This is a genomic window from Lutaonella thermophila, from assembly GCF_055387725.1.
Genome location: NZ_AP043783.1, coordinates 641,322 through 658,215 on the forward strand (window position 1 = coordinate 641,322; position 16,894 = coordinate 658,215).

The 16,894-nt window shown below is 38.9% G+C and carries 4 protein-coding genes; all 4 read left to right on the forward strand.

Annotated features, from left to right (window positions below):
* Window positions 1-5: 5 nt before the first annotated feature.
* The 4 genes from ACZ5CF_RS02950 to ACZ5CF_RS02965 all read left to right on the forward strand — a co-directional run bounded on the left by ACZ5CF_RS02950 (window position 6) and on the right by ACZ5CF_RS02965 (window position 16,850).
* A complete protein-coding gene (locus tag ACZ5CF_RS02950; RefSeq protein ID WP_464580268.1) occupies window positions 6-2,261 on the forward strand; it encodes a PorP/SprF family type IX secretion system membrane protein in 2,256 nt (751 codons plus the stop codon).
* Window positions 2,258-11,956: a beta strand repeat-containing protein gene (locus tag ACZ5CF_RS02955; RefSeq protein WP_464580269.1), complete on the forward strand. Its 9,699-nt coding sequence runs from the start codon at window positions 2,258-2,260 to the stop codon at window positions 11,954-11,956. Before ACZ5CF_RS02950 ends, ACZ5CF_RS02955 begins: the two co-directional genes overlap by 4 nt.
* A 171-nt stretch (window positions 11,957-12,127) precedes the next feature.
* Window positions 12,128-15,865 (forward strand): T9SS type B sorting domain-containing protein, encoded by a 3,738-nt coding sequence (locus ACZ5CF_RS02960; protein ID WP_464580271.1) that lies wholly within the window; start codon window positions 12,128-12,130, stop codon window positions 15,863-15,865.
* Between the two features lie 19 nt (window positions 15,866-15,884).
* Entirely contained in the window at window positions 15,885-16,850 is a 966-nt protein-coding gene (locus ACZ5CF_RS02965) for a PorP/SprF family type IX secretion system membrane protein (RefSeq protein ID WP_464580273.1), read from the forward strand.
* Window positions 16,851-16,894 lie beyond the last annotated feature (44 nt).

Below are 16,894 nucleotides of genomic sequence, written 5' to 3' on the forward strand. Positions count from 1 at the left end.
GGTAAATGAAACGTACATTTTTTTGGCTTTTAGTAGCCGTAATGAGTAGCAATTTCTTGCTTGGTCAAGAAGAAACTCCAAACTTGGAGATAGATATCCCTGCTCAAAACTTACTCAAATTTAACAGGTTTTTAATTAACCCAACCTTCTCTACGGTTAGAGAAGACAAATCGTATATAAACCTGTATCACCGCAACGAAAACAGCTCGTTTGATAATGCTAACGACCTGTATTTTATTAGCTACTCTGGCCGTATGGGAGACAGAACGGGTTTTGGGTTAAGCTTGTTTCAACAACAATACGGTACTTTCTCTAACTTTGGTGCAATGGCCAACTATGGTTATGGCGTAAGGCTTGCAGAAAATAGTGCCCTAACCTTTGGTTTTAATACACTTTACTACAGTAGTGGTTTTGATGCCAGCGAAGCTATTGTTGGTAATGATTTTGATGAGCGCCTTTCTGAGTTACAAGACGGTTCGTTCTTATCGTTTCAGCCCGGAATTAACTTAGCCATTGGAAGTTTTGATATAGGTGTTTATGCGGAAAACCTATTAGACTATAACTTTAAAACCAGTAAAAGTTTAACCTCATTCTCAGAGAAAACTTTTTCGGCTCACTTACAATACACCAAAACATTTGAGAATGCTTCAGGTATTCTAGAAAAAGGTAGATTATTAGCCCTCACAAGAGCTCGTAAAAAAGGCGAAGACGATGTAACATTAAGTGGTAGCCTAATTCTAGACCTCCCTAAAATAGGGTGGTTGCAAGGTGGTTATGACGATTATTATGGTGTTGCAGCAGGGGTTGGATTTAATCTCACTAAACGCCTATCGTTGGGGTACACTATAGAAAAAGGATTAAATAATGGTAGAGAGAATTTAGGACCAACACACGAAATATCATTTGCCTATTCATTTGAGCCTAACTTAACCGAAGATAGAGTACTGCTTGATCCTGAGCAAGAAGATGAAATTGTAAAAGCTCAAAAGGAGTTTTTAGATAAAGATGCTGAAATAGCCGAACTTAAAAAGAACATTCAAGAAAATAACGAGATTATTGCTGAGCTTATATTCAGACAAGATTCTTTAGAACGAGCTCGCGAAAAAGATCTTGAGCGAAGGTTTGCTCATATCATGCGATTTATAAATAACAAAAACGCTAACAACACAAATTCTAATAACTTAAATACAAACCAACGCGATCGTGTTGCTGTTGCTGCTAACAAAAAAGAAAACAACATAAACTTAAACGCAAGAAAAAACAATAAAGACAACAATAAACCAAATGGTATAAAAAATAATTCAAGTAAAGATAAAACAGCTATTGCTACTGCTAACAAGGCAAATTCTGTAACTGTTAAAAAAGACAGGGTAGGTCTTGTAAAGGCTAAAAAGTCATACGAAGACGCTATAGATAAACAAGCTGTTGCTAATAAAGTAACTTCTAAAAGAGTACGCAATTTACCGGGTGTTAAAGGCGGATACTACATAATTGCAAATGTTTACAGAGGCAATTACTACTTAAACAAGTTTGTAAACACCCTTAACAGTAAAGGATTTGCAGCAGATTACTTTAAAAACCCTAGAAACGGGTTAAAGTATGTGTATTTAGAAAGGTTTGACTCTTGGGAAGATGCTCTTGCAGCATACAAATCAAACGTTAATGGTAAATACCATGACGATATTTGGATTATGACTGTAGATAACGGTCAAGACGACGGTCGTTATGCAGGAACCTCAACCAAAAAAACAACAATTGCCAAGGCAGCAAACAAAAAAAGCTCTCAACCAAAACCTAAACAAACAAACACTAAAAATACAGTTGCTGCAACTGAAAAAGAATACACTCCAGATGTATTACAAAAAAATGTAGTTAAAAAAGATAATACAAAAATCACACCTGATTTAGCCGGTTTAACCGAGAAAGAAATTAAAGAAATTTATAGCCAATATGCTAAAACAAAACGGAAAACCGCTAAAAAAGGTCCCGTTGTAACCATAAATAACCTACAAGAAGGCTATTATATAATTGCCAATGTTTTTGCAGTGCCCAGCAATGCAACTCGATTTGTAAACAAATTAAAACAACAAGGCATTCAAGCCGATTACTTTATAAACCCCCAGAACAATTACAGGTATGTGTACCTGAGAAAACACAATTCATGGACCCAAGCCCTTGTATCTTACTATACGAACTTAGATAATTCGTACCATGATGACATATGGATAATGCGAATTAACACTACTAACTCTGTGCTATGATTAAAAAAATTGTAACCACCAAATTCCTCCTAACCGTCTGCCTTTTAGCATTCGGTTTTAGCGCTTTTAGTCAGGTTAAAAACCCTTTTGATGTGCGCTATCAAGATAATATTAGAGGAGACCTAACTTTTATTGCCAACAACATTGTAAACCGAGACACTAACAACCGTGATCCGGAAGACCCTTACAATGTAACCGGATCCAGCTCTCAATACAATGATTTATTGAACATGCAATACATTGATATTGATAGTGATCCTACAACTTTCAGTTCAAGTAGTGCAACCTTAAATATTCCAGATGCAACGTGTGCCAGAGTGCGTTATGCTGGTTTATATTGGTCTGCCGTGTATAAATACAATAACGGTAATGATAGTAGTAGTGGCAGGGAAAACGACTTTAACCAGGTTAAATTTATGCCTCCCGGAGGTTCGTATATAGATATTACTGCCGATGAAATTTTATTTGATGGTTTTGGCGATTCGGATTTTGGTAATTATAGCCCCTATGCGTGTTATGCAGACGTTACCTCAATTGTATCGGGGTTAGCAAACCCTAACGGAGATTATTTTGTGGCTAATGTAAGAGCCAGTAATGGTAACGGAATTACAGGAGGTATCTCTGGAGGTTGGACATTAGTTGTTGTTTACGAAAACCCTAACCTTCCTGGTAAATACATAACTACTTTTGATGGTTATGCAGGAATTAAATCTGGTGAAACAGTTGACGTTCCATTTAACGGATTCACAACATTACCTCCTCCTTTTCCTGTACGTGCTAAATTAGGTGTTGCTACTTTAGAGGGAGATAACAGAATTACCGGCGATGGACTTTCGTTTAGAGCAAATAGTAATGCCGTTTTTACTCCACTTGGCAATACTGTAAACCCAACAAACAACTTTTTTAATAGTAATATTACCATAGATGGTGCTATTGTAAATACCCGTAACCCAAACAGTATCAACACATTGGGTTGGGACGTTGATTTATTTACTGTTAACAATCCCAGTAATACTGTAATACCCAACAACGAAACCGGAGGTGTATTACGTGCAAGTTCTACCCAAGATAAATATGATATTTTCTTTACTGCTTTTAATGTAGAGGTTATAGAGCCTATAATTAATCTTGTAAAAACAGTAGAAGACCTTGCCGGTAACGATATTGGTGGTGCCGGAGTTAATTTAGGAGATTACTTAGAGTATGTTTTAACGTTTGAAAATGTAGGTAATGATGATGCCGTTAACTATACCATTAGAGATGTGCTGCCTACTAATGTTAATTTAGTAGATTTTGATACGAGCACGCCTCAACTTGAGCTTGACCCTTCAGATTTACCTCCTGGGGTAACTTACACCTACGATCCTTCTAGTCACGAAATTCAGTTTTTCATTCCTGATAACTTAGTAGAGCAAGGAGACTCTGCATACGAAATCAGAATGCGTGTGCAAGTGGTTAGCAATTGTAATGAGCTCCGCGATGCTTGTTCTAATATTATAGAAAACTTAGCGTATTCAACTTATAGTGGTGAAATAAACCCAAATCAAATTACAGACGACCCAAGTTATTCTGATTTTGATAATTGTGGTTTTGGTACACCTGGTACAACCAATTTCCTATTAGATTTAGATGATTGTGATTTTACCCGAACCGAAACCCTTTGTGGAGACAGCGTATTACTAACAGCTGGTAACGGCTTTTTATCATACGAATGGCGAGACGAAAACAATAATGTAGTTTCTAACCAACAAACCTATTTAGCAACTGCACCGGGAACGTATACAGTAACCAAGACTGCACCGGCTCCTTGTTTAGCCTTTGATGAAACAGTAATTGTTGAGTTCTTTGGAGCTACACAATCAAACCCGATTATTCCTTTTGCAGACGAAGTGGTTACGTGCCCTAATGATGGTGACGAGCTTCCAAAAATTTTCTTATGTGGTGCTAGTGATAGCAGACTAATTCAAACCGGAATAACCGATTATGATGAGATTAGATGGGAAAAATTAGATGAAAGCAGTTGTGCTCCGGTTGGTTTAGATGATTGTGCTAATAAAAACTCTAGCTGTACTTGGAATACTGTTGCAACAGGTCCTGATTTTGATGTTTCTGATGAGGGAGAGTATAGAGTTGTTATAGAATACCAAAACGGTTGTTTCTCTAGATTTTATTTTAACGTATTTAAAAACCCGTTAGATCCACAAGTAAACATTACTGATATTATTTGTACATCAGACGGTGAAATTTTAATCTCTAATGTTCCTAATTCAGGATACGAATTCCAACTATTAGACAGTAGTAACAATGTTGTTTTTGGGTGGCAGCCATCAAACTCGTTCCCAATTACTACTGCCGATATTTATACGGTTCAAATCCGTCAAACTATATTAAATGGTGCGGGGTGTACTTTTCAATTAGATAATATTGGAGTACGAGAGCGTAATTTTGATGTAAATGTAATACCAACGCATCAGCTTTGTGATGAGCAAGGAAGCGTTAGGTTACAAGCCTTAGATGTAGAGCCACAATATTATTTTGAAATTTTTCAAGGAGGAACATCGCTCAATACACATGGCCCTACAACCGATAATGACTATACCTTTACAGGATTAAATCCGGGAACTTATCAGGTAGAAGTAAGAACAGATGATGGTTGTTTATTTACAGGAGATGTAACTATAAATGCCGCTCCAGAAATTGATGCAGTTGGTGTGGTTAGCAGACCTATTACTTCATGTGGTGATGGAGAAATTACTGTAACCGGAACGGGTGGGGTTGCTCCATATTCATATAGTATTGATGGTGGCGCAAATTATCAACCAGAAAGTGAGTTTTCAATTTCTACTCCGGGAACATATTCTTTCTTAGTTGTAGATGCAAATAACTGTACCGACACTGTAGATGTTACAATAGATGCTGTACCAGATCCGGTCTATACAGTTTCTACATCAGATGTTACATGTAACGGAGCCGATGATGGCACCATAACTGTTAATGTAACTAACGCTAATGGCTTTGCCTTAGATTATAGTTTAGATAATAGTACTTGGCAAACAACAAGCACATTCTCTGGTTTATCAGCAAACAACTACACTGTATATATTAGGTTAGATGGTGATGATGCCTGTGTGCTTACACAGCCCGTTACCATAAATGAGCCTTCGGCTATTGTGCCGGGAACCATAGATTTAGTGCAGGATTACCGTTGTGATAACGCTTCGGCAACAATACAAGTTATAGGATACTCTGGTGGTACTCCACCATATGAGTTTAGTGTAGATGGTGTTAATTTTCAAGGACCAGATATTTTTAATACCGGAATAACTGCCGGAACATATACCATTACAGTAAGAGATGATAATGGCTGTACAGCTGTTACGCCACCTATTACAATAGACCCGCTAAATGCGCCAACCGATTTATCTTTTTCAGCTACAGCGTTAACGTGTCCGGCGTTAACTTCAGATGTAACAGTAACTGTTACAGATGGTAACGCTCCGTTTACATACGAAATTATTGCGCCGATTGCTGTTAATAATGGTAATAACAATGTGTTTACAGGGTTAGCGCCAGATACTTATACTTTTTTAGTAACTGATGATAAAGGCTGTACTTATCAAGAATCATATACTATAAGCCCGATTACACCTATTAATGTATCAGGGCAATTAGATAATAATGTTACCTGTGTAGGTGATAACGATGGGCAAATTTCATTTACTGTAGCAGATTTTGTATCAACGTATAGCTACACTGTTACAGGTCCAACGGCTATTCCGGCAGGAAATAACGTAAATTCAACAACTTTAACTTTTAATAATTTATTAGCAGGTTCTTATGAAATTACCGTAACAGACGATAGCAACAACTGTTCTGACACCGCTACTGTTGTGGTAAACGAGCCAACAGACCCGTTAGCAATAACAAACTTAGATATTACAGACTTAAGTTGTACTACTTCTGGTACTAACCCTGGTTCTGTAACTATTACAGCTGCTAATGGTTGGGGTGGCTATCAATATATTTTACAAGACCCTGCAGGAGGGATAACCGGCCCACAAACCAACAATACTTTTACAGGATTAACCGATGATTCTGGTAATTATACCGTAACTGTTAGAGATGCCGGTGGTTGTGAGATTTCACAAACATTTGCATTAACACCTATAACCCCACCTGTATTAACAATTTCACCAAACGATACGTGTTATGATGATGCTGTTGGGTTAACACTTACAGCTACTGTTAATGCCGGAACAGGCGCCGGCCCGTTTACCTTCACTTTAAATGGGGGTACAAGCAATACAACAGGTGTTTTTAACGGCTTAAGCGCCGGAACTCATACTATAGAAGTAACAGACAGCAGAAATTGTACCGACACACAATCAATTACCATTAATCCGGAGTTAACGGTCTCTGCATCTGCTGGTGTATTACCGGCATGTGAAACAGATTCAAACGTAACCATTAATGCTTCTGGTGGAGACGGTAATTACGTGTTTGCAGTTGTAGCAGATGGCGTTACACCTACTGCTACCGATTTTGCCACAACCAATCCGGTAACTGTAACAACCGGCGCAGGAAATTATGATGTTTACGTAAGAGACAATAACGGTAATGCCGGATATTGTGAAGCTATGTTCGATTTAACCATAACACAAGATCCTGCAGTTACTATCAACGAAACCCATACTGATGTTAGTTGTAATGGTGGTGCAGACGGAAGTATTGATTTAACTCCTGGTGGTGGCTCTGGTATTTATGAATACTCTATAGATAATGGTTCTACTTGGTTTACCACTAACGTATTTAACAATTTAAGTGCCGGTAGTTATGATGCCATTGTAAGAGATAGTAACGGTTGTGAATCGTCTACAATAACAATAACCATAAATGAGCCGGCTGCTTTAAACGCAACAGTAAGTGCTACAGATTATACCTGTGCCGATGAGGCCGAAATAACTGTAGATAATGTAACCGGAGGCTCTGGAGATTACCAATATATGATTGTAGGCCAAACCGGTTGGTTGCCTGCCGGAGGTACAGCAGCAACAACCTACACCTTTGCAAACACCTTAACAGATGGTGCTTATACGGTAAGGGTTAGAGATACAAATGCTACATCTTGTGTTTTTGAAACTACTATAACTATAAACCCATTACCTACAGAGCCTGCTTTAAGTAGCAATATAGATTACAATTGTGATGGCTCTGGCGAAATTACAATTACTGCTGCTCCTGTAGGAACCTATGAATATCAATTAGAAGATACCTCGGGAGGTGTAATAGCAGGTTATGATTATGCTACACAAGGCACAAACAATGTGTTTAACAATGTGCCTGTTGGTAATTATGTTGTGCGCGTAAATTATGGAGCCGGAGATCCTGCATTAGGAACAACCTGTGAAACAACACTTAATGTTGTTGTGGCAGACGGAAACGAATTTAGAGCTGCCGTAACAGGCACTACAAATGTTAGCTGTAATACCGGTTCTGATGGTAGCATAACATTTGAAGTTGAAAATTTTGGCGCCGGTGGTTTTGAGTATAGTTTAGACAACTTTGCTACTACATTAGGTAGTAGTGGTGCTTCTCCGGCAACTATCACTAATTTGGGTGCCGGAAATTATACGGTGTCTGTAAGAGATGTAGATAATCCTATTGCAGCTTGTACGGTAAATTTACCTGTAACCATTACCGAGCCAACTCCTGTTGACGTATCTGCAGCTTTAACTGCTCCGCTTACTTGTACAACAGGCGCAACTATTACCGCTACAGGTAGTGGTGGTACCCCAACCTATGTATATCAATTAGAAGATTCAAGTGGTATTGTAGCGGGATATGATTTTGCTACAAACGGAAACAACACCGTATTTACAAATTTACCCAACGAAACCTATAATGTAAGAGTTCGTGATGCTAATGGTTGTGAGGATTTAACAGATACTGCAATTACCGTAACCAACCCTAATCCGGTTGTGTTTACGGCTACTCCAACAAATTGTTATTCGGGTAGTGCCGATGCTCAAATAGCTGTTGCAGTAACTAATGGTAATAACAATTATCAATTTAGAATAAATGGCGGACCATGGATTACACCATCGCCATCTACAGCAACTAATTACACATTTACCGGACTAAGTGACGGAACATACTCTATTGAAGTAAGAGATGGATATGGTTGTAGTGCTGTTCAAAATAATATAATTATTAATCCTGCTTTAACAGCAAGTGCTTTATTAGATAACGACCTAACATGTACTGCAGACGCTCAAGTAACTGTTACTGCTAACGGTGGTTCTGGAACTTATGCAACATACGAGTGGTCTAACGATGCCGGAGCTACTTACAACAGCACGAATTTTGCCGGTAATGTGTTTACAACAAACACTCCTGGTACTTACCAATTTAGAGTAACCGATAGTGATGGTTGTGAAGCTGTAACTAATAGTGTTGTAGTTAATCCGGCTGTGAACCCTCAAGCTACCGAAACCGTTACAGATGCTTCTTGTTTTGGTGCGTCAGATGGTTCGGTTATTATAAATATTGACACTAATTTTGGTACTGCTCCATATACAATTAGTTTTGATGGTAGTGCGTTTACCGCTCAAACTTCGTATAGTGGGTTAGCTGCCGGAACATATTCATACATTGTTAGAGACGCTAAAAATTGTGATTATAATGGTTCTGTAACAATTAACGAGCCCGTTCAAATTGTTGCAAGCTTATCTGCTGTAGATGTAACTTGCGACACTAATCCGCCATTTGGTAATATTTTGGGTAGTGTAACAGTAGATGTTACTAGTGGAGGTGTTCCTAATTTTACCTATACATTATATGATAGTTCTAACAATATAGTTGTGTTAGGCTCTGGAGACCCTAACCCAGTAACTACTGCCAGCACATCGCATACTTTTGATGGCGTTGATTTTGGCAACTATTACGTAAGAGTAGTAGATGCTAATGGTTGTGAAAGCGATTTAGGTTCTGTTAGAGTTAATTCAAATCCGTATTTAACACTAACAGGAAATATTCCTCCACCGGATTGTCCGACCGGAGGAACGGTAGAAATAACCGCTTCAAGTGGTTCTGGAGATTACAGTTTTGAGATTTATGGTTTAGGAACACCTCCAACATCAGAAGTGCCTGGTGGTGCTGCAGACGAAGAAATTGCAACATTTACTAACTTAAATCCGGGGCAAACCTATACCATACAAGCTACAGACAATTCTACTAATTGTACCAGTCATATAGAAGTAACAATCCCACCTCTTTCTACTGTAGATGTAACAATAGATAGCACAACAGATATATTATGTGCCGGTGATGAAAACGGAACAATGACTTTCACTGTGTCTAATTATGATGCCAGTGTAACAGATATTAATTACAGTATATTAAATGCTATAACCAATACTCCGGTTGTTGGTCCGGGTACATATACAGGTACGCTTAGCGGACCGGCCGGTGGACCACAAACATTCACCGTTACCGATTTACCTCCGGGCGACTTTATTTTGGTAGTAGAAGAAGATACCGCTCCGTTTTGTAGCAACAGTACAACATTTAGAATTACAGAGCCAACGCCTGTTACATTACAGTTAGTTAGCCAAATTGCTGCTAATTGTAATATTGATGCTCAAGTTACCGTAAGAGCATCAGGAGGGTCAGGTTCTTACAGTTATGCTTATGTAGTAGATGGTGCTCCAGCTCCGGGTGCATTCCCAGAAAGTTCTACGTTCACGCTAGACCCTACCGTAAGTTTAGACTGGGATATATATACTCAAGATAGTAATGGTTGTGTTGCCGGCCCATTAGATGTCTCTATTACTGTAGATCCATCACCGGAAATTACAGCCACATTAGATGATAATTGTGTTGCCGAAGGGCAATTTGCAGTAACCGTGGCATTAGATGTTGCTGGGGTTGGCCCATATACCTTAAGTGTTAACGGAGGGGCTCCGCAAACAGTTACCTTCCCGCATACTGTAACCGGATTAAGTTCTGGAGCAGGACAAACATTTACTGTTTCTGATGCTAACGGATGTGGTGAAACCGAAACAATAAATATTGTAGCACCTATGAGCTTTACAGCTACGTTAACTGAGCTTATTGATTGTGAAACTTCGCCAAATGATGCTGCAGAAATAGATATAAATATTGTAAACGGTTCCGGCTCGTACGAATACGAAATTTCAGGACCTGTTAACCAGCCAAGAGTTGCTGTTCCGGGTAATAACTTTACCTGGAGTTTAGCAAATGCTCCCGGAACATATACTATTACAGTATACGATTTAGGTACGCCTAACACCTGTTCTATGACACAAAATGTAGTGGTGCCGGATGCTTTAGTGCCAACTATAAGTGTTGATAGTTATACAGATGAAACTTGTAATGGTGCCGACGATGGTACAATTACCGTTTCTGTAGCAGATATAGGAACGGGTCCTTACACTTTTGAAATTACTGCTGTTGCTGATAACGCTAATGCAATTGCTACACCTATTGCGCCAACAAGCACTACTGCAACTACAGCTACTTTTACAGGTTTAGATGGTACCGCTACGTTGCCTGCAACAGGGGTTACTTATACCATTACTGTTACAGCTGCTAATAGTTGTACCGATGTAATTACGCAAGTAATCTCAGAACCTGCAGTAATAGATTTAAGCGCTGCTCTTTCTGTAACTCAATTTGCGTGTACTTCGGGTAATAACTTAAATAATGCTGTTATTACTGTAAATAGTGGTTCTATAACAGGAGGTTCCGGTAATTATGTTCGTTATGAGTTTATAGATCCATCAAGTGCAGTAGTTCAGTCAGGAAGCAACAACAGTTATACTGTTACTGATACTGCTGGAGGAACATATACCGTAAATGTGTATGATGATAATGATTGTGTAGGTACAACTACTGTAACTATAGACCCATATGTAGAAATACAAAGTATAACGCTTACTCCTACAAACCCAACGTGTGTACCGGGTATTGATGGAGAAGTTGAAATAAATGCAACGGTAAGCCCTGCCTTAGGAGCTACCAATTTACAGTTTGATATTAATGGTATTGATATTGCTTACAGCGATACCTTTACAGCGAATACAGCTAATCATACTTTTACAGGCTTAGATATTGGTAATTACTTAGTTAGAGTAACTAATACCACTACGGGTTGTTTTATTGAGCAAACGGTAGAACTTACAGACCCAAATACATTTACACCAACAGCAAATGTGTTAAGTGATGTAGTATGTTTTGGTGGTAACGGTAGTGTTGAGTTCTCTATAACCGATGCTACATATGCAGGTGGCTTTAACTACCAAGTATTTGAGCAAGTAACAAATAATCCGGTTACAGTAGTTGCTAACCAGCCAACCCTTGGTCCTACGCCTGCTGTTAATTTACCTGCCGGAGATTATTATGTAGTTATTACTCAAGATAGTGCTCCTGAATGTACCAATCAGGTAAACTTTAGTATTGCCGGTCCGAATAGTGCGTTGTCTGGTAATAGAGATGTTACTCCTGTAACTTGTGTTGATGATGGTATTATAGAAGTTACCGCTTCGGGCGGATGGGGCGGTTACACCTATTACGTAGGCACAAGTGCGCCAACCGGTTTAGGTGATTACACTTCTAATCCTGTATTTTCTGGATTAACCGGTGGAGCTTCACCGGGTACAACTTATCAAGTTTAGGTTGCAGATGCTGCCGGATGTGAGTTACAATTAACCGATGTTACTTTAGTAGATCCTGATCCTATTTCAGCTACATTAAGCGTAAATCAATATAATTGTAATGGTAACGACGGAGAAATTCAGATAACCAGTATCTCTGGTGGTCAAGGCTCAAACTATACCTACGAATTAGTGTTAAACGGTACTCCAACCGGAGCTACCAACACAACCGGTGTGTTTAGCAACTTAGGTCCCGGCACATATACTGTTGCTATTACAGATCAATGGGGTTGTACAGCAACATCAAACGCTGTTGTGCTTTATGAGCAGTTAGATGCTGTTGCAGATGTTACAACAAGAATAACGTGTGACCCTGTTTCACCGGAAGGAGAAATTACAATTACATTAACAGGAGGCTCAGGAAATATTAGATACGAAGTTAGTACTCCTATTAGCAGCACGCTTTTATCTCAAGACAATAACAATGTGTTTACCGGATTAACCGAGCATGGAACATATAACTTTACCATAACCGATTTAGATACCGGATGTACCACAACTGCTTCGGTTGACATGCCTGAAGCTATTATTCCTGTGGTACAGAGTATAAGCACAACCGATGTGTCTTGTAATGGTGGCTCTGATGGTTCTGTTGAAATTGAATTAGATCCAGCTACGGCTGTAGATCCTCCATACACCTTTACCATAACTTCAGGACCGGTAATTCCACCTGCAAACACAACAGGAATATTTACAGGTTTACCTGCAGGAAATTATGATGTAGAGATAGAATCAGCTATTGGATGTATTGTAACAGATAGCTTTACAATTGGCGAGCCTACTACATTAGTAGCTAATGTTACCGGACTTACCCAATTTGCATGTAATGCCGGAAATGCGGTTCAGAATGCTTCAATAGAAGTTACAATAACAACCGGTACTGGTACAGCACCATATACATACAGTGTAAATGGTGGTGCATTTGTGCCAACAGGTGGCGATGTGTTTACACATACTATAACAACTGCCGGTAATTACAATATTGTTGTTCGTGATGCTAACGGTTGTACTGTGATGCTTCCAACACAAACTATAGATCCGCTTCCGGTAATAAACTTATCGTTAGCCGTAAACAATGCTATTACATGTGCTAACGGAGAAGAAATTACAGTTACCTCAAGTGGTCATTCAGCTCCAACAGATTTAACTTTTCAAGTTTTAGAAATTTCAGGAAGTGCACAAACAGTTGCAGTAGATAACGCAACATTTACATTACCTGCTCCAGGCGATTACACGATTAGAGTAACCGATAACGGAACAGGTTGTTATGAAACTATTCAGCACACAGTAAACCCTTATGACTTTATAGGCGTTACAGCAACAGCAACAGAGCCTGTTACGTGCTTTGGCGATACTGACGGTGAATTAGAAATTAATGTAACCGGTTACACCGGCAATTACAACTACGAAGTGTTTGATAGCTCCGGAGCAGTAGTCATTGCAAGTACAAGTGCTAATACAAGCACCAACCCGCTAACTATTACAGGGTTGTCTGGTGGTAACTATTATGTTGTAGTTACAGCTACAGATACTCCTTTCTGTGATGCAACTTCCAACACAATTACTATAGCATCGCCAGATGCTCCATTAACAGTAACATTAACTGAAACCGCCAATGTTACCTGTGATAATGATAGTGGCGAGCTAATTGCAACTGCAAGCGGTGGTTGGGGTGCTTATGAATATGAGCTTATAAACACAACAACCGGAACAACCATACAAGCTTATGATACAAACAATGTGTTTACAGGATTACCTGCTGGAGATTATCAAGTAAATGTTAGAGATGCTGGCGGATGTATAGCATCAGACAACGAACCTCTAGTACAACCATCGCCAATAACTGCAGATATTTCTGCAAGCCTTACAACATTAGCTTGTTATGGTGATGCAAATGCTAGTGTAACTGCTATAAATGTAACCGGTGGTCAAGGTGCTCCTAACTATATGTATAGTTTAAACATATATGATGATACCGGAACAACTATAGAATTTACATCTGCTTCACAAAACAGTGATACCTTTAATAATTTAGGTGCCGGAATATATAGTATAACGGTGAGTGATGGTTGGAACTGTGATGTTACAACACCTACCGTTACCATAAATAATCCTCCGGAAGTTACAGCTGTTTTAGCTCAAGCAACAATGCCTAATTGTGCCGGAGAAGCTGATTTAGAAATAACGGCAAGTGGCGGTAGTGGCCCATACGAATACAGTACAGACGGAGTAACATTTACCGGAAGCTTTGCAAGTAGTATAACAATTGCTTCGCAACCAGTTGGAACATACCAGTTTTATGTTAGAGAAATTGGAAGCTCTTGTGAGCCTGCATTAACTAATATAGTAACACTTAGCCCAATTCCTCCTTTACAATTAGAACTAGACTTGTCTGGAGCTTATGTTAACTGTTTTGGAGATAACAGCGCAGTAATATTGGCGAGTGCAACCGGTGGATTAGGAGGTTATACTTTTGAGCTATATGATGTAGATCCTACAACACCGTTGGCAACTCCAATAGCAAGCAATACCAGTGGAGACTTTAATGGGTATACTGCAGGAACTTACTACGTTCAAGTGTTAAGTGGAGATTGTCCTCCGGTTTATCAACAAGTTATTGTAGATGAGCCTGAAGATATAAGTATTACCAGCAGATTTACAAACCCAACATGTCCGGGAGAAGACGATGGTACTATTACCATAGAAGCTACCGGAGGTAGAGGTCCTATACTTTATGCTATTGCAACACCTTCTAACCCTAACTTCTTAGAAATTAGCGAGAAGAATGTGTTTGAAGATTTAGCTCCTGGTACGTACCAAGTACTTGTACAAGATCAATTAGGTTGTAGACCAACCGTTCTAGATTTCACAATACAAGATCCTGCTCCGGTTGCTGTAAGCTTAGTAAACAAAACTGATGTTGTTTGTTATGGAGATAGCGACGGTTCAATAGAAATTAACGTAACCGGTGGTGTTACCGGAAGCGGACCATATTGGACAAGCTTAAATTCTCAAGACGATGCTAATTTTGTACAAGACCAGTTTGTGTTTAACAACCTAGAAGCAGGTACTTATGTAATATTTGTGCGTGATGCTAACGGATGTCAAACAAGTTTTGTAGAAACCATAAATGCAGGTGTTACTATAAACCCTCAGGCAACTGTTGCCTACGGATGTAATGTAGATACTCCATTTAACAGAGTTGATATAACTGTAGACGCTTCTGTAATAAATGATGTAATGTATGCGTTAAACCCTACAGACCCTAATGATTTAGGAGAGTATCAAATAGATCCGTTCTTTAACGACGTGCCTTCAGGAACCAATACAATATACGTAGCTCATAGCAACGGATGTATTGCACAAACCGAAGTAGAAGTAGACCAAAGTAACGGTCCGCTTACCCTAACCGTAGCACAAGGTAACTTAAACGAAATTGTAGCAACGGCTCAAGGCGGATACGGAGACTATACGTTCTATTTTAACGATGTTAATAACGGTAATGATAACAGCTATTACATAAACCAATCCGGTATTTATACCGTTACAGTAATAGATAGAGAAGGTTGTGAGGTGAGTGCACAAATAGAAATGGAGTTTATAGATATTATAATTCCTAACTATTTTACTCCGGATGGCGATAGTGTAAATGATACTTGGTATCCTAAAAATAGAGAAGCATTCCCTAATATGGTTGCCAGAATTTATGATAGATACGGCCGTTTAGTAGCCGAATTACGCAACCAAGAAGAATGGGATGGAACCTACGATGGCAAAGAATTACCTTCTGGTGATTATTGGTATGTAATAAAATTAAAAGGAGAAAATGATCCGAGAGAATTTGTTGGAAATGTGACCCTTTACAGATAGTTTATAAAGCCCTAAAACCATGAACAAAAAAATTATAATCCTGCTTACCTGTTTGGCTACGTTTGCCTCTACAAGCGCCCAAGAGCTTACGTTGCCAACCTTTACCCAATATCTGGCCGATAACCCCTTTGTGATATCGCCAACCTATGCGGGTATAGGCGATCACGTTAAGATTAGAATGAACGGATTAACACAGTGGGTAGGTATTAAAGATGCGCCAGACACACAATCTATAGCAGGAGATGTGCGTTTGGGTGAGCGTTCTGGTGTTGGGGCTTTATTTTATAATGATAAAAACGGGGCTACGCACCAATATGGTGCTCGTGTATCGTTTGCGCACCATTTAACATTAGACAGGTACGATGACCACTTTATATCATTCGGAATATCGTATAATTTTAATCAATTTTTAATTGATTCATCAGAGTTTACCGATGATGTTTTAGTTCCGGGGACACCTCCATCACAAGGATTAAACGACAGAAAAACAGCAAATCATAATTTTGATGTTGGTGTTTTATACAGAATTAAAGGGTTTTATTTAAGCGTTAATGCCTCAAATATTTTAGACAAAGATTTGAATGTTTTTGATATCAGCGAGCCAAATAAACTTAGAAACTACTACGTATATTCAGGTTACCGATGGAAACGTTCAAGAACCAGTAATTTTGAGGTAGAGCCTTCTGTATTCTTTCAGTGGTTTGAAAGTGATGGGCGTTCCAGTACAGACGTAAATGTTAAGTTTAGAGTGTTTGATTTTGAAGATTATTACTGGGCCGGTATCTCATATCGTTTTTTGAATGATCAGATTGGAGATCCGCTTAATGTAGGTCCGATGGCCGGAATTAAAAAGTCTAACATTTACTTTGCATATTCATACCAAATTATTTTAAACGAATTATCTGGGTTTAATTCGGGAACACATATGGTTACAATTGGTATAGACCTCTTTCAAGGAATTAGTAATTGTAGATGTACGTATTAAAAACCAACTCAAACTTTTATATACAAAAAACGCTGCTTACTTTT

Bases quoted from the DNA above. Each gene is read 5' to 3' on its own strand.
- ACZ5CF_RS02950 (WP_464580268.1), top strand. From the start codon at position 6: ATGAAACGTACATTTTTTTGGCTTTTAGTAGCCGTAATGAGTAGCAAT.
- ACZ5CF_RS02965 (WP_464580273.1), top strand. From the start codon at position 15,885: ATGAACAAAAAAATTATAATCCTGCTTACCTGTTTGGCTACGTTTGCC.
- ACZ5CF_RS02955 (WP_464580269.1), top strand. From the start codon at position 2,258: ATGATTAAAAAAATTGTAACCACCAAATTCCTCCTAACCGTCTGCCTT.